16 protein-coding genes and 2 tRNA genes are annotated in these 14475 nt (G+C 64.8%); 12 read left to right on the top strand and 6 right to left on the bottom strand.

Annotated features, from left to right (window positions below; genetic code table 11):
• Positions 1-210: 210 nt before the first annotated feature.
• Together HAH_RS14165 and HAH_RS14170 are read right to left on the bottom strand one after the other, a co-directional pair.
• A tRNA-Thr gene (locus HAH_RS14165) sits at positions 211-282 on the bottom strand.
• Positions 283-349: 67 nt separating this feature from the next.
• Complete coding sequence (locus HAH_RS14170; RefSeq protein WP_014041535.1) at positions 350-1006, bottom strand: DUF7114 family protein; 657 nt, start codon at positions 1004-1006, stop codon at positions 350-352.
• 60 nt (positions 1007-1066) lie between these two features.
• Here HAH_RS14170 and HAH_RS14175 point away from each other — a divergent pair, with 60 nt between their 5' ends.
• Positions 1067-1741 carry an enoyl-CoA hydratase/isomerase family protein gene (locus HAH_RS14175; RefSeq protein WP_014041536.1) on the top strand — a complete coding sequence of 225 codons (675 nt, stop codon included), beginning with the start codon at positions 1067-1069 and terminating at the stop codon, positions 1739-1741.
• A 38-nt stretch (positions 1742-1779) separates the two neighbouring features.
• The gene (locus tag HAH_RS14180) at positions 1780-2556 is read left to right on the top strand and encodes a DUF3105 domain-containing protein (RefSeq protein WP_014041537.1); all 777 of its coding nucleotides are present in this window, start codon (positions 1780-1782) and stop codon (positions 2554-2556) included.
• 23 nt (positions 2557-2579) lie between these two features.
• Here the strand turns inward: HAH_RS14180 and HAH_RS14185 are convergent, their stop codons facing one another.
• Positions 2580-3413 carry an NAD+ synthase gene (locus tag HAH_RS14185; protein ID WP_014041538.1) on the bottom strand — a complete coding sequence of 278 codons (834 nt, stop codon included), beginning with the start codon at positions 3411-3413 and terminating at the stop codon, positions 2580-2582.
• Positions 3414-3619: 206 nt separating this feature from the next.
• On the opposite strand from HAH_RS14185, the gene HAH_RS14190 reads away from it, so the two are divergent.
• The 10 genes from HAH_RS14190 (at position 3620) to HAH_RS14230 (ending at position 11643) form a co-directional block, all read left to right on the top strand.
• Positions 3620-3690, top strand: a tRNA-Gly gene (locus HAH_RS14190).
• A gap of 622 nt (positions 3691-4312) precedes the next feature.
• Positions 4313-5320: an AAA family ATPase gene (locus HAH_RS14195; RefSeq protein ID WP_014041539.1), complete on the top strand. Its 1008-nt coding sequence runs from the start codon at positions 4313-4315 to the stop codon at positions 5318-5320.
• Between the two features lie 194 nt (positions 5321-5514).
• A complete protein-coding gene (locus tag HAH_RS14200; protein ID WP_004516108.1) occupies positions 5515-5823 on the top strand; it encodes a 30S ribosomal protein S24e in 309 nt (102 codons plus the stop codon).
• A complete protein-coding gene (locus tag HAH_RS14205; RefSeq protein WP_004590578.1) occupies positions 5824-5958 on the top strand; it encodes a 30S ribosomal protein S27ae in 135 nt (44 codons plus the stop codon).
• 9 nt (positions 5959-5967) lie between these two features.
• Positions 5968-7629: a bifunctional N(6)-L-threonylcarbamoyladenine synthase/serine/threonine protein kinase gene (locus HAH_RS14210; protein WP_014041540.1), complete on the top strand. Its 1662-nt coding sequence runs from the start codon at positions 5968-5970 to the stop codon at positions 7627-7629.
• A gap of 267 nt (positions 7630-7896) precedes the next feature.
• Positions 7897-8172, top strand: a complete 276-nt coding sequence (locus HAH_RS14215) for a DUF5808 domain-containing protein (protein WP_004590574.1) — start codon at positions 7897-7899, stop codon at positions 8170-8172.
• Positions 8173-8237: 65 nt separating this feature from the next.
• Positions 8238-8909 carry a non-canonical purine NTP pyrophosphatase gene (locus HAH_RS14220; RefSeq protein WP_014041541.1) on the top strand — a complete coding sequence of 224 codons (672 nt, stop codon included), beginning with the start codon at positions 8238-8240 and terminating at the stop codon, positions 8907-8909.
• Positions 8899-9021: a hypothetical protein gene (locus tag HAH_RS20345; RefSeq protein ID WP_255355555.1), complete on the top strand. Its 123-nt coding sequence runs from the start codon at positions 8899-8901 to the stop codon at positions 9019-9021. The genes HAH_RS14220 and HAH_RS20345 overlap by 11 nt, the downstream gene beginning before the upstream one ends.
• Positions 9011-9808 carry an SDR family NAD(P)-dependent oxidoreductase gene (locus HAH_RS14225; protein WP_014041542.1) on the top strand — a complete coding sequence of 266 codons (798 nt, stop codon included), beginning with the start codon at positions 9011-9013 and terminating at the stop codon, positions 9806-9808. The genes HAH_RS20345 and HAH_RS14225 overlap by 11 nt, the downstream gene beginning before the upstream one ends.
• A 131-nt stretch (positions 9809-9939) precedes the next feature.
• Positions 9940-11643: a methyl-accepting chemotaxis protein gene (locus tag HAH_RS14230; RefSeq protein ID WP_044952059.1), complete on the top strand. Its 1704-nt coding sequence runs from the start codon at positions 9940-9942 to the stop codon at positions 11641-11643.
• A 16-nt stretch (positions 11644-11659) separates the two neighbouring features.
• Here the strand turns inward: HAH_RS14230 and HAH_RS14235 are convergent, their stop codons facing one another.
• From HAH_RS14235 to HAH_RS14245, 3 genes are all read right to left on the bottom strand, one after another.
• Complete coding sequence (locus HAH_RS14235) at positions 11660-12136, bottom strand: DUF7384 family protein (RefSeq protein ID WP_014041544.1); 477 nt, start codon at positions 12134-12136, stop codon at positions 11660-11662.
• Between the two features lie 381 nt (positions 12137-12517).
• A complete protein-coding gene (locus tag HAH_RS14240; RefSeq protein ID WP_014041546.1) occupies positions 12518-13183 on the bottom strand; it encodes a potassium channel family protein in 666 nt (221 codons plus the stop codon).
• Between the two features lie 57 nt (positions 13184-13240).
• On the bottom strand, positions 13241-14467 hold the full coding sequence (locus HAH_RS14245) for a ribonuclease E domain-containing protein (protein ID WP_014041547.1): 1227 nt from the start codon (positions 14465-14467) through the stop codon (positions 13241-13243).
• Between the last annotated feature and the right edge of the window lie 8 nt (positions 14468-14475).

A 14475-nucleotide genomic window follows, 5' to 3' on the forward strand; every position in this document is an offset into this window, starting at 1 on the left:
GCAACTGCCACTATTGCCTCACCTGATCACGGAGTCCGTCGCTCTGGACAGTTAATTCGTTGTAGAAAGCCTCTGCCGGAATGTGAACCGGAGCAGGACGGTCGCCCTCACGCTGGTCGGCGCTGCGACTGGCAGGGATTCAAATTCCGGATCCGGCGTTTCACGCGCTCCGGACCCATCGCTGGCGCTCTGGGTCAGTCGCTTGGAAAAAGCCTAGGCCGGAATTTGAATCCGGGGTCTCGTCCTTACCAAGGACGCGCTTTACCGCTAAGCTACCCAGGCACGCATCAATGTGTATCCGGCAATTGTCTAAAGTCGTTTCGATTCAGGGCCGGTGTGTCGATTAGTATCAGTGGTCGGCGGCGGCCTCGGTCCCGTCGCCGGATGGCTGTTCGGCCCCCGCGCGGGCCCGGAGCGCGTCGGCAACCTCCTCACCGAGCAATTTGGCGTTCGACGGGAGGCCGTCGACGGCCAGTTCAGTCGCGTACTCGCGGAGCGTCGGTGTGGGTCGGATGCCGGCGGCGGTGACGCCGGCGACCACGGCGAGTTCCAGAATGTCAGTTTCGAGCGCGGCGTCGAGACTGTCGTCGTTGGTCGTCTGACGGACTGTCTGGTCGTGGCCGAACGAACGGACGACGGAGACGGCGGCGTCGGCGGCCTCGGTCCTGGCGAGCAGGTAGAAGCCACGCGAGACGAGGATGTCCGCGATGAGGATATCCAGGTCGGCCGCGTCGCGGTCGCCGTTGACCCAAGGGTCGTCGTGGGCCAGTTGGCGAGTGAGCGAAAGTCCCTCGTAGATGAGTTGAACGCCGGCGGCTCGGTCGGCGACGCCGTCGGCCAGGTCGACCGGTGGGTCGCTGGTTGCGCCCGCGCTGACGAGCGCCAGGACGCCGGGCGCAAGCGACGCGTCGTCCAGGCGAGCGGCGATCCGCTCGTGAAGCCGGTCAGGCTCGACATCGTCGACTGCCGCCAACGCCGCTCGGCGAACTGCCGCCACTTCCTCCATTATGAGGGTCTAGCGACGGGAAGGGCAAAGACCTTTGGAAACCGCAGAGTCACAGCAGGCATGGTACAGACCACGAGCGGCGATGGTATCCGGACCCTGACGCTCGACCGGCCCGACCAGCGCAACGCGCTCACCAGCACGGCGCTACGTGACCTCGAAACAGCAGTCGAGTCAGCGACCGAGCCAGTGCTGTATCTCCACGGCGCTGGCGAGGCGTTCTGCGCCGGCGCGGACCTCGACGAGGTCAAGGCCCTCGATTCGGAGAGCGCCGAGGCGTTCGCGGCGCTGGGTCAGCGGGTCGCTCGGACGCTCGAATCCTACGACGGGGCCGTCGTCGCCGGTATCGACGGCGCGGCGCGGGGCGGCGGCGTCGAACTGGCGCTGGCCTGCGATATCCGGGTGGCGACGCCCGGCGCGACCTTCGCGGAAACGGGGGTCAAACTCGGCCTGTTCGGGGCCTGGGGCGGGACAGCGCGGCTCCCCGACATCGTCGGGACCGGCGACGCGCTCGACATCGCGCTCTCTGGCCGAACGCTTGACGCCGAGACGGCGCTGCAGATGGGGCTGGTCTCACGGGTGACTGCGGAGCCTCGGGCTGTCGCTGAAGAGATAGCAGCCGTCGACGCGGACGCGCTTCGAGTGCTGAAAGCACGGATGCGAGACGATGCAGACAGGGAAACACAGGAGCGCCGCGAACAGCAGGCCTTCGCCGACCTCAGCGCGAAGGCGGAGTAGGAAAGGGTACAAGACGACGCCTCGCATACGGACCGCCAATGGTCGACTGTGAGTACTGCGGGGAATCGTTCGACGGCGACGACACCTACCTTGACCATCTCGCCGACGCCCACGACGGCGAACTGGGCGCGATTGATCGACGGCGCGTCGAAGAGCATACCAGTGGCGAAGAGGGGAACGCCCTCCCGGTCGGGCCGATTGTTATCGGCGTCGTCGTCGTGCTCGCTATTGGGCTCACAGTGTACGTGACTCAGTTGAGCGGTGGCGACGGCGGCAGCGGAAGTGACGCGGACCTGGTCGGGACGACAGGTGCACAGCCGCTCTCCGCGGTCGAGGCCACCGGGGTCGAAGCGTCGTCACTGGACGACACCGGCGACAGTGACCGACTGTCCAGTGTGGAACAGTTCCCGGACCGGGGGAACAACCATGTCGAAGAAGGCAGTGCTATCGACTACCAGCGAGTCCCGCCACTCTCCGGGACACACTATGCGTCAACGGTGAGTGCAGGCTTCTACGAGGCGACGCCGCTGCTCGGTTCGCTCGTCCACACGCTCGAACACGGCGCGGTCATCGTCTACTACGACCCCGATTCAATTTCCCCAGAAGCCAGAGAGAGCCTTCGGGAGTTCTCCAGCACCCACACCGGCACCTGGCGGAGCGTCATCGCTGTTCCGAACCCCAACGACGACCCGCGGGCGACCTACGTCGTGACGGCGTGGCGGCACGAGCTAACGATGGACAGCTACGACGCCGAGACCGTCCACGCGTTCCTCTCGGAGTATCTGGGTCGCGGCCCGGAGAACCCGGTCCGTTAACGACTAAGTCGAAGGAACAGGCCTCAGTACAGCGGGTCCGCACCCGGCGGCATCGCCCGCTTGTGGGCGCTCGATTCGTACATCTCGCGGACAGTCTCGACGACATCGAGCGGGACACCGAGCCGGTCGGCTGTCGCAGCCGCCGGGACACCGCCGTCGATATGCAGAGCGAGGATAGAGTCGAGCGTGTCGTAGTCCATCCCCATCTCGTCGGCGTCGGTCTGGCCGGCCCACATCTCGGCGCTGGCGGTCTTTTCGGCGAGGTCGTCCGGGACCCCGACGTGTTTCGCCAGCTGTCGGACCTGCTGTTTGTACAGCGCCGCGATGGGATGGCAGTCGACCGCGCCGTCGCCGTACTTCGTGTAGTAGCCGACCAGTGCTTCGCTCCGGTTCCCGGTGCCTAGGACCAGCGCCTGCTCGTGGTTACCGACGAGATAGTTCAGCACCGCCCGACAGCGAACCCGGAGATTGCCGACGGCGAGCTGGTCGCCCTCGGCGTCGGGATAGGCGTCGAGGAATGCGTCGACCAGCGGGTTGATTTCGATAACGTCGTACTCGATGCCGAGCAGGTCGTTGGCCACGCGCTCGGCGTCACTCATGTTGTCCGCGCGGTTGACCTCGCTGGGCATCACGAGGCCGTGGACAGCGTCGCGGCCAAGCGCCTCGACAGCCAGGTGTGAGACGAGTGTGCTGTCGATGCCGCCAGAGAGCCCCAGCACCACGGTGTCGACACCGGCAGCGTCGACCTGGTCCTCGATGAACGACGTGATATGGTCGCGGTGGGCGTCCAGTTCAGCCTCGGAGAACGTCAGGTCCATCGGGTCGTTGGCCCGTACGACGGAGTCCGCTGTTGCCATATCTATTAGTTGGCCGGGCGGAACTAATACCCATCCATCGGCGCGATATTTTCGGACGACCGTCCAGTCGAAACGCTACGTTCAAGTGCGGTCGCTGTTGACAGTTCGATACGGGGTTCGCAGGTCCGACCGACCTGCAGTCTACCGAAGTGCGCCGGTGGTGAGCAAATCCGACGGATTTGCGAGCCTCGGCGCGAGTGCAACGAGCGCCGGTGGTCCAGTGGTAGGACATTGCCTTCCCAAGGCAATAGCCCGGGTTCAATTCCCGGCCGGCGCATTTTGCTGCGAGCAAGTCGCGAGCAGCAAATGCAGTCCACGGGAATTGAATCACGCGAGGCGAACAGAGTGAGTCTCGCCATCGGGTTCAATTCCCGGCCGGCGCACTCCCTGCGGTCGTTTGCCGCCCGATGTTCGCGAACGCGTCGCGTTCGCTCACTCCCGGCCGGCGGGTTTTGCTGCGAACAACCAGCAGGAGCGGCAGCTGGAAACGCACACATAGCCGGTATACGACTTCAGCTCCGCCGGTCGTAGCGGCATGGTTCTAGGTACGTAGAATGAATGGTTATATGAGAATAACATGTAATATGTTAACGCATGCCTCGACCAGCCACTCGGCCCCACAATCCCCTACTGGAATGTAAGCAATGCCATGAGCCGGTGATAAAAACAGCCGACGCGGAGTTCGAGTGCGTGGAATGTGGATGGCAGCCAGTCGCGGACAGTCTGCTCTCGTAAGCGAGGGCCGGGGACCACCGGTGCCGGTGTGTCGGTCGCTATTGGGTTGCGGTCGTGAGCGGCGTCACTGAACGCGCCGCGATTGCACCATTGGTACCAGCGGATAGCGTGAGCCCGCGGACCGCGGGATACTTGTCGGGGCCGGGCATACCCAGTGCCAACAGATGGACGCGCCGCTGTGGACGGAGACACACGCCCCGGAGTTGTCGGACATCCGCCAGCCGAAGGCCCGCGAGCACCTGCAAGGAGCCATCGAGGAGCCGATGAACCTCCTGGTCCACGGGCCGAAAGGGAGCGGGAAGACGGCCGCTGTCCGAGCCTTTGCCCGGGAAGTCCACGAGAACCCCGACGCGGACTTCACGGAACTCAACATGGCCGACGTGTTCGGCATGACGAAAAAGGAGGTCTCGAACGATCCGCGGTTCGCGTCGTTCATCGACAGCAAGCGCCGCCGCGAATCCTCGAAGGCCGACCTCATCAACCACGTCCTCAAGGAGTCCGCCAGCTACTCGCCGGTGTCGGGCAGCTACAAAACCATCCTGCTCGACAACGCTGAGGGGATGCGCGAGGACTTCCAGCAGGCGCTCCGTCGGGTGATGGAGCAGTACTACGAGGCGACGCAGTTCGTCATCGCGACGCGCCAGCCATCGGCCGTTATCCCGCCGATCCGCTCGCGGTGTTTCCCGGTCGTGATGCGCGAACCGACTCACGAGGAGACGGCGTCCGTGCTGGAGGACATCGTCACCGCGGAGGGCGTCGACCACGACGACGACGGCATCGAGTACGTCGCCGGCTACGCTGAGGGGGACCTCCGAACAGCAGTGCTGGCCGCCCAGACGACCGCCGAAGCCGAGGGCGAGGTGACGATGGACGCCGCCTTCGAGACGCTGAACGCCGTCGAAGCCGACGACCAGGTCGAGCAGATGATTGAAGCCGCCGAAGACGGGCGCTTTACCGACGCGCGGTCGACGCTCGACGACCTGCTCGTCGACGAGGGGTATGGCGCGTCCGACATCCTCGACGACATACTGGCGGTGGCCCGGTCACGCTACTCCGGCGATCGACTGGCCGAAATTCACACCATGGCCGGGGAGACGGATATGGCGCTCGTCGACGCGGCCAACGAGCGAATTCATCTCTCACACCTCCTCGCACAGCTGGGCGAGCAGTAAGGGTCGGCGTCCAGCCGCTATCGCTTTATCAGGACTGTAACGGTCGGAGCGTGCCGCTACAGCGCGTTCCCGTTCCTCGCCGAACCGCGATACGGCGCGGTGACATGGAATCGCGGACGCTCAGCCGCCGAGGCGGCGTCAACCGCTTCGAAATCCTTTTACGCGCTTCGGCGGGTAGATACGGACAACGAACCATGGATATCGACATCATCGAAGAAGACGAGAATCCCATGTTGCACCGCACGGACGTCCGGTTCGAGGTCGTCCACGACGAAGCCACCCCCTCCCGTCTCTCTGTCCGCGACTCTCTTGCGGCCACGCTGAACAAGGATGCCGAAGAAGTCGTCATCCACAAGCTCGACACCAAGTTCGGCATGCGGAAGACGGTCGGCTACGCGAAGGTCTACGACAACCCCGAGTACGCTCGCGATGTCGAGCAGGACCACATGCTCGAACGCAACAAGATCGTCGCCGACGGCGAAGAGGAAGCGGAGGAAGCATAGATGCCACACAACGAGTACTACAGCGACGACGGCGAACTCGACCGCGAGACCTGTCCCCGGTGCGGTGACACCGTCCTCGCCGAGCACGAGGACCGCCAGCACTGCGGCAAGTGCGGCTACACCGAGTGGAAGTAAGGCCGCCCGATGCGTATTCTGGGTATCGAAGGTACCGCCTGGGCAGCCAGTGCTGCGGTGTTCGAGACGCCGGACCCAGCGCAGGTAACTGACGACGACCACGTTTTCATCGAGACGGACGCATACGCGCCAGACAGCGGCGGCATCCACCCGCGCGAGGCCGCCGAGCACATGGGCGAAGCCATTCCGACCGTCGTCGAGACGGCCATCGGACATGCACACGAGCGGGCGGCCGCTGGCGGTACGAACGGGGACGGAGACGACAGCGCGCCGATTGACGCCGTCGCCTTCGCTCGTGGCCCGGGACTCGGCCCCTGTCTTCGCATCGTCGCCACAGCCGCTCGGGCGGTCGCCCAACGGTTCGACGTGCCGCTGGTCGGCGTGAACCACATGGTCGCTCACCTCGAAGTGGGCCGCCATCGCTCGGGCTTCGATTCGCCGGTGTGTCTGAACGCCTCCGGCGCGAACGCCCACATCCTGGGCTACCGGAACGGCCGCTACCGCGTGCTGGGCGAGACGATGGACACCGGCGTCGGCAACGCCATCGACAAGTTTACCCGCCACATCGGCTGGTCCCATCCCGGCGGACCGAAGGTCGAACAGCACGCCCGCGACGGCGAGTACCACGAACTGCCCTACGTCGTCAAGGGGATGGACTTCTCGTTCTCGGGCATCATGAGCGCCGCCAAGCAGGCCGTCGACGACGGCGTTCCGGTCGACGATGTCTGCCGCGGGATGGAGGAGACCATTTTCGCGATGCTGACGGAAGTCTCCGAGCGGGCGCTGTCGCTGACCGGCGCTGACGAGCTGGTGCTTGGCGGCGGCGTCGGCCAGAACGACCGTCTCCAGCGGATGCTCGGCGAGATGTGCGAGCAACGCGGCGCAACGTTTTACGCCCCCGAGCACCGCTTCCTGCGGGACAACGCCGGGATGATCGCGATGCTCGGCGCGAAGATGTACGCGGCCGGCGACACCATCGCTATCGAAGACTCACAGATTGACTCGAACTTCCGGCCCGACGAGGTGGCCGTCACCTGGCGCGGGACCGAAGAGTCGGTGGACAGCTATCGGGCGGCGGACGACGAAGTCCAGGGCGCGGAGGCGACCGTCCGCTTCGACGGTGATCGCGTCATCAAGGAGCGCGTGCCCCGCAGCTACCGCCATCCGACGCTCGACGAGCGCCTGCGAATCGAACGCACCAGACAGGAGGCCCGACTCACCAGCGAAGCCCGGCGCAACGGCGTCCCGACGCCGCTTGTCCGTGACGTGGACCCGCAGGAATCTCGTATCGTTTTCCAGCGCGTGGGCGATGCTGACCTGCGCGAGGGGCTGTCCGAGTCACGCGTTACAGACGTGGGCCGATGGCTCGCTCGCATCCACGACGCCGGCTTCGTCCACGGAGACCCGACGACGCGAAACGTCCGGGTCGGTGGTCGTGACGAACAGGCGGACCAGACGTTCCTGATCGACTTCGGCCTCGGCTACTACACGCAGGAGGCCGAGGACCACGCGATGGACCTCCACGTCCTCGCCCAGTCGCTCGCCGGGACCGCGGACGATCCCGAGACGCTGCTGTCGGCTGCCGAGGACGCCTACCGGACCGAGAGCGACCACGCCGACACGGTGTTCGCCAGCCTCGACGACATCGAGGGTCGGGGCCGGTATCAGTAGGATAGGAACCAAGGGCGGTGCTGAGTTGCGGTCGGCGGAGCAAGCATACCGCGGCCTTCGGCCGCGGTTTCACGCGAATCGCTCCGCGATTCGCGCCTTTTTCGCCCACGTTCACAAGAGCGAAGCTCTTGTGCAGCCCATCAGAAGTCTCCGACTTCTGAGGACGTTTTTGGACGGGGGTTGAGCGCTCGCCGGGAGCGAGCGCGATGCCCCCGTCGAAAAAGGTGGTGGACAAATGGTTTAACCTCGGCCCGAATAGGAATCGGTATGGCAGAAAAACCCCAGTCGGGAACGTTGTTCGGCGTGCCGTACAACTTCGAACGACCGAGCCTCAAGCGGTTGGTGTCGGCCTATTGGAAGCCGGGCGATGACATGCTGGTGGAGAAGCCGTTCGGCATCGGCTACACGCTGAACCTGGCGAACTGGCGCTCGTGGGTCGTGCTGGCGGTCGCCGGCGTGATGCTGTATCTCGAACGCGGCGGCAGCAGCGAGGAGTTCGAATCCGAGAGCGAGGACGAACCTGTCGAAGTCGTCGTCGACTGAGACGGATTGGTTGGGCGGTTGCGGAGTTTCGACGGCTCTTTTATCGCCGGTCGCTGTGTGCCGGTATGCTCAATTTTGTCACGACCAACCCCGGGAAGGTCCGGGAGGCGACCGAGTATCTCGACGACGAGGTCGAACAGTTCGACTTCGATTACCCGGAAGTCCAGGCAGACGACCTGAAAACGGTCGCGGCCGAGGGGGCGCGGGCGGCCTACCGAGCGGCTGACGGACCGGTCATCGTCGACGACGCAGGACTGTTCATCGACGCCTTCGACGGGTTCCCCGGGCCGTACTCCTCCTACGTCGAGGACACCGTCGGCGTAGAGCGCGTCTGGCGCATGACCGAGCCGGAGGACGACCGCGGCGCGGCGTTCAAGACGGTCATCGCCTACTGCGACGGCGAAGGGTTCGAGGCGACGCCTGATCCGGGCGGGATCGACCGCGAGGACCGGCGCGGACAGGACCTAGCGGCCGACGACCGCGGCGCGGCGACGACGGACGAACAGGTCCATGACGGGAGCGCGGGGAGGAGCAGCGAGACAGTCCCGGTAAAGCTGTTCGAGGGGCGCGTGAACGGTGAAATCGTCGCGCCGCGCGGCGAGGGCGGGTTCGGCTTCGACCCGATCTTCGAGCACGACGGAACGACGTTCGCGGAGATGAGCACCGAGCAGAAGAACGCGATCTCCCACCGCGGGCGGGCGTTGTCGAAGTTCGCGGAGTGGTACGGTGAGCGGTAGCGAACCGTCCGTCGAGGGATGGGGCCCATCCCTCGGAAGTTCCAGCGACGAGGGACCGACGGCGCTGGAACCCGAAGCGACACCGGTCGCGGAGTGGTACGGTGAGCGGTAGCGACGTGCCGGTCGTCGGGACCGGCGGCACCGCCCTGATAACCGGTGCGTCGGCGGGCATCGGCAAATCGCTGGCACAGGAGTTCGCCGCACGCGGGCACGACGTGGTGCTGGTCGCCCGGAGCGAGCGGAAACTGGAGCGGCTGGCCGCGGCCCTCGAAACGAGGGGCGTCACGGCGACACCGATTGTAATGGACCTCGACCACGCGGCGGCCGCCGAAGCCCTGTACGAGGAGGTGCTGGACCGCGAGCTGGACATCGGTGTCCTCGTCAACAACGTCGGCGTGGGGACCTACGGCCCGTTCGCGGAAAGCGATCTCGACGCCGAGCGGACGCAGTTGCGGCTGAACGTCATGCTCCCGGTCGAACTGACGCGGCTATTCCTCGACGAGTTCGACGACGGCGGCGCGGTTATCAACGTGGGTTCAGTCGCCGGGTTCCAGCCGGGACCGAATCTCGCTGGCTACTACGCGAGCAAAGCGTACATCAACAGCTTCAGCGAGGCGTTGGCCGAGGAACTCCGTGAGACTCCGGTCGATGTGACGGTCGTCTGTCCCGGCCCGGTCGACACAGAGTTTCAGGAACGAGCCGGGATGGCGGACTCGATGGTTGGGTCTGTCGCCTCGAATACGCCCGAAGCAGTCGCGACGGCGGCCTACGAAGGAGCCGCCGCTGGCGAGACTGTCGTCATTCCGCGGCGGTCGATGCGGCTTATCGACCGGCTGGTCAGGGTGACGCCGCGCTGTGTCGTCCGGCGCGTTGCAGCGCTGGTCAATCGAGGCCGGTAGAGAATCAAGTACGAGAACGCTATCGGCCCTGGGCTTGTGTCGCTTATTACCGGGCCTACGTCCACTGATTTCTTTTCAATATCCGAGAATTAGACTGGAACATTATTAAACACTGTAAGAAAAGGGTGCGTATGCTCACAGACCCCGTCGGACAGTACAAAGCGGTGATACGCGAATCACTGGACCTCTTCGGCGTCTCCGGCTCCGTCGAGCGGAAGGTGCTCGCGGCCGTCGGTCTACAGTTTGCCGCCTCGGTCGCGCTGGCAGTCGTCTCTCTCGTCGCCAGCGGGACCGTCCGGTTCGTCGTCACCGGTGTATTGCTCGCTGGCGCTATCGTCGCGTTCGCCAACACGGTGTTCATCACCCGCGAGGACTTCGTCGAGCCAATCACAGCCATGGCCGCGGGTGCGGACCACATCGCGTCCGGCGAGCTCGACGTGGAACTGCCCGAGAGCGAGCGGGACGACGAGGTCGCCGAACTGCTCTCGTCGTTTCGGTCGATGCAATCCTACCTTCTGACGGTGTCCCGACAGGCCGACGCGCTCTCCCGACAGGAGTTCGACGCCGACGTCCTCGACGAGGATGTCCCCGGAGCTTTCGGAGAGTCGTTGGAGAAGATGGCCGCCAGTATGGACGACTACACCACCGAACTCAAGACGATGACCAGCGACCTCGAACGGCGCTCCCAGGCGTTGAACGACCTCGTCGTCGCCTTCGGTGACGCCGCCGAACGGGCGAAAGACGGGGACCTGACGGCCACTATCGACGAGGACTTCGAGGCCGACGACGAGCAGTTCGACGCCGTTGTCCAGAACTACAACGACCTCGTGACGACGCTGGGGGAGACGGTTGCCACCGTCGCCGCGTTCGCAGAGGACGTCGACGAGACGAGCGATCACGTCACCCGGAGCGTCGAAGAGATCGACGATGCGAGCGACGAGATTTCCCGGTCGGTTCAGGAGATCTCGGCGGGAGCCAGTCAGCAGGCGTCGCGCCACGACGACGTCGCCTCGGAGATGAACAGGCTGTCTGCCACCGTCGAAGAGATCGCCGCGACCGCCGAAAGCGCCGCCGGGACCGCCGAGCAGGCGACACAGCGAGGCCGAGAGGGGCGCGCGGACGCCGAGCAAGCTATCGATGAACTCGACGAAATGGAGGCCCGTATCGACGACATCGCCGTTGCGGTCGAGAGTCTGGTCGACCAGATCAGCGAGATTGACGACATCGTCGAGGTCATCACGGACATCGCCGAGCAGACCAATATGCTCGCGCTGAACGCCTCCATCGAGGCGGCCCGCGCGGACGGAAGCGGTGACGGGTTCGCCGTCGTCGCCGACGAGGTGAAGACGCTCGCCGAAGAGACCCGTGACGCTGCAACGGACGTATCGGACCGCATCGAGGCGGTCCAGCACGAGGCCAGCGAAACCGTCAGCGACGTGGAAGCGACGAACCAGCAGGTGACCGACAGCGCCGCAACCATCGAGTCGGCGCTCCGGGACTTCGAGGACATCGTCGACGTGCTCGGCGAGGTCAACGATTCGATTCAGGAGATATCAGGAGCTACCTCCGAACAGGCAGAGACCACGCAGGAGGTCGTCGATATGGTCGACGAAGTCGCGACAGTGAGCGAGCAGACCAACGAGGAGTCCGAGGCTGTCGCCGCCGCGACCGAGGAACAGACCGCGACGATTACCGAAGTGACCACCGAGGTACAGGAGATGGCAGCCCAGACCGACGAGTTGCGTGAGGTGCTTGCAGAATTCGACGTTGCCGAGGACGCAGCCGGGCCGTCGGGAGCAGGCGCCACAACCACCGTAACGACGGCTGACGACTAAGCAGCGAGATTACCGGCTACGCGCGTGGGTCACGGTCCGGACCGGGATACTCGCCGTCCTCGACGACTGGGTATAGTGACTCCGGGTCGAACAGGCGCGCGAAGGCGTCCGGTGGTCTGACACTCAGGGACAGATGACGGTTGAGCGACGCGCTGGTCCGGGCGCTCCGCAGGTCGTCATCGTAGGAGAGGAGGTGCTGTGCGCCGCCCCGATAGGCCGATGCCAGCGCGGGCTGGTCGCCGACCGGGTGCTCGACGATGTCACAGTCGGGTTCGATCCGCGCCCGCCAATCGGCCGCCAGGTCGTCGTCGGCGAGGTCGGCGATAACGGCAGCGGCATCGTCTAGCAGGTGGTCACTCGCGACGAGCGTGACCCACGAGTGCCGGCGGATGTGGTCGATAGCGGCACGGGCATCGCTGTCTGGTCCACACAGCAGATCGGCGGCGAGGACGTCGGCGTCGGCGACGACACGCGCCGGCGACGGCTCACGCATCGTCGTCCTCCGCCCGGTGCTCGTCGAGGGCCACACGGACAGCGTCGACCGTGGTCTGGTGGTCCGCCGCACGTTCGAACAACGTCGCCCAGGTCATAGCAGGAAGCAGTAGCTGAACGGGCAAAAAGCCGTGCCGTCTGTCGTCCGTCGGCCGCCTGTCTGACGGGCATTTATGTCTACCGGTAGCATTCCACCCGGTACGGGCGCGCTTCCACGGCTCCAGTGGATGTCGGTGCCACTGTGTGCCATCCTATCCTCCCCAGGCGCGCCCGGACACCGCGATCCTCCCTTTCATATTCTACTCCCTCCGGCTTTCGCCGCAGACAGCAAGCGCTATCGTCCTGAAAAAGAGACGACAACGCGGGATGCGGTCCCGGAATCTCAGGCTGACGCGTCGCCCCGGAGCGTCGCCCGAATATCGTCCAGTCCACCGGGGTCGGCCATGATCGCGACACTGTCGCCGGGTTCGATTTCCGTCTGTGGGAGCGGAATCGTCATCGGTTCGTGGTCTTTGCCGTGTGCGTAGATGTGTGCGTCTCCTGGTAGTTCCACCTCGACGACCCGTTTCCCGACGAACGGCGAGTCGTCGGGAATGCGGATACTCGCGACCGAGAGCTGTTCGGTCAGGTCTGCGAGGACGTTGAAGTCACCGCCCAGCAGTGCCGTCTTCGCGCCGGCCGCGCCCAGCCGCTCGGGATAGATGATCTCGTCCACGTCGGCGGCGTACTTCTCGTATATCTCCTCGCGGTAGTCGGCGTCGATCCGCAGAACGGTCCGACAGCCGAACTCCTTGCCAATCATGCAGGCGGTGAAGTTCGTGTTCAGGTCGCCCGTGAGGCCGCCGATAGCGTCCGCGGTTTCGATGCCGGCATCGATGAGGACGCTCTCCTCGTTGCCGTCACCCTGAATCGTCTCGAACCCGGTCTCCGAGGCCCGTTCGACTTTCACAGGGTCGTTGTCGACGATAACAACCTCGTGGCCCTCGCTCTGTAGGATCCGTGCGGTCCGGATGCCGACGCGGCCATAGCCAACGATAACGAACTTCATGGACTACGGTACGACGGCCACCATTAAAAATGTGAACGGGTGACAGGGTGGCGCGCGTTAGCCTTCTGTCGTCGCGGCTTCTTCGGTCGCGTTGTCCGTTTCGTCAGTCTCGTCGCTTTCGTCAGTCTCCTCGGTTCCGTCTTCGGTCTCGTCTGCTGGCGGCTCTTCAGTCTCGTCTACTGGCGGCTCCTCCGTTTCGCCTTCGGTCGGCTCCTCAGTCTCGTTCGCGGGCGGCTCTTCCGTTTCGCCTTCGGTCGGTTCTTCAGTTTCGTCCGCTGGTGGTTCTTCGGTTTCGTTCGCGGGCGGCTCCTCGGTTTCGTCCGCTGGTGGTTCTTCGGTTTCGTTCGCGGGCGGCTCCTCGGTTTCGTCCGCTGGTGGTTCTTCGGTTTCGTTCTCAGCCGGTTCTTCAGTTTCGTCCGCTGGTGGTTCTTCAGTTTCGTTCGCGGGCGGCTCCTCGGTTTCGTTCGCGGGCGGCTCTTCAGTCTCGTTCGCGGGCGGCTCTTCAGTCTCGTTCGCCGGCGGCTCTTCGGTCACGTCCTCAGTCGGTTCTTCAGTCTCGTCTTCAGTCGGCTCTTCGGGCACATCGACGGCTGAGTCGATGGTTATCTCGGCGAACGCACCGTCGTCGCGCGTGAAGACGCTATGAGTGTACGTATCCGGCTCGACGCCGGTCGTGTCAACGGTGAACGTCACGTCAGTGGATTCGTTCGCGTCGAGGGTCACAGACTCGGAGGCCAGCGGCTGGCCACCCAGTCGGAACTCGACGGCCTGTGTCGTGTTGAAGTCGTTCGGGTTGGCGACGGTCGCGTCGACAGTGATGTTGTCACCGGCGGTAGCGTTCGTCGGTGCGTCGAGGCTCTCCAGGGTGAACGATTCAGAGACGGTAACTGGAGCGACCTGCCCGTCGTCGCTGGTGAAGACACCGTGGCGGTAGTCACCGGGCGCGACGCCGGTCGTGTCCGCTGAGAACTGGACTGTGGTGGTCTCGTTGGGCTCAAGCGTGACGAGCGTCCGGTCGACGACAGCCCCGTCGAACCGGAACGCCACGGATTCAGTCACTGTAGTGTTCTCGTTGTTCGTGACCGTCGCGGCCACGTCAGCAGTCGAGTTCGGTGCGACGCTCTCCGGGGCGGTCAGGGAATCGACTGCGACGCCTGTGTTCCCGGCTTGTTCTGACGGCGATTCCTGTTGCGCTGTCACGCCCGGTACAGCCCCGACCTGTGCGGTGAGGCCGCCGACGACGAGTAGCGCAGCGAAAACGGCGAGTGTGCGTGTGCGTATCATGATGCGGT

Source organism: Haloarcula hispanica ATCC 33960, from assembly GCF_000223905.1.
Taxonomy (GTDB): Archaea; Halobacteriota; Halobacteria; order Halobacteriales; family Haloarculaceae; genus Haloarcula; species Haloarcula hispanica.

Coding starts and splice junctions, on each gene's coding strand:
- HAH_RS14170 (WP_014041535.1), bottom strand. CDS start 1,006: ATGGAGGAAGTGGCGGCAGTTCGCCGAGCGGCGTTGGCGGCAGTCGAC.
- HAH_RS14175 (WP_014041536.1), top strand. CDS start 1,067: ATGGTACAGACCACGAGCGGCGATGGTATCCGGACCCTGACGCTCGAC.
- HAH_RS14180 (WP_014041537.1), top strand. CDS start 1,780: ATGGTCGACTGTGAGTACTGCGGGGAATCGTTCGACGGCGACGACACC.
- HAH_RS14185 (WP_014041538.1), bottom strand. CDS start 3,413: ATGGCAACAGCGGACTCCGTCGTACGGGCCAACGACCCGATGGACCTG.
- HAH_RS14195 (WP_014041539.1), top strand. CDS start 4,313: ATGGACGCGCCGCTGTGGACGGAGACACACGCCCCGGAGTTGTCGGAC.
- HAH_RS14200 (WP_004516108.1), top strand. CDS start 5,515: ATGGATATCGACATCATCGAAGAAGACGAGAATCCCATGTTGCACCGC.
- HAH_RS14205 (WP_004590578.1), top strand. CDS start 5,824: ATGCCACACAACGAGTACTACAGCGACGACGGCGAACTCGACCGCGAG.
- HAH_RS14210 (WP_014041540.1), top strand. CDS start 5,968: ATGCGTATTCTGGGTATCGAAGGTACCGCCTGGGCAGCCAGTGCTGCG.
- HAH_RS14215 (WP_004590574.1), top strand. CDS start 7,897: ATGGCAGAAAAACCCCAGTCGGGAACGTTGTTCGGCGTGCCGTACAAC.
- HAH_RS14220 (WP_014041541.1), top strand. CDS start 8,238: ATGCTCAATTTTGTCACGACCAACCCCGGGAAGGTCCGGGAGGCGACC.
- HAH_RS14230 (WP_044952059.1), top strand. CDS start 9,940: ATGCTCACAGACCCCGTCGGACAGTACAAAGCGGTGATACGCGAATCA.
- HAH_RS14235 (WP_014041544.1), bottom strand. CDS start 12,136: ATGCGTGAGCCGTCGCCGGCGCGTGTCGTCGCCGACGCCGACGTCCTC.
- HAH_RS14240 (WP_014041546.1), bottom strand. CDS start 13,183: ATGAAGTTCGTTATCGTTGGCTATGGCCGCGTCGGCATCCGGACCGCA.
- HAH_RS14245 (WP_014041547.1), bottom strand. CDS start 14,467: ATGATACGCACACGCACACTCGCCGTTTTCGCTGCGCTACTCGTCGTC.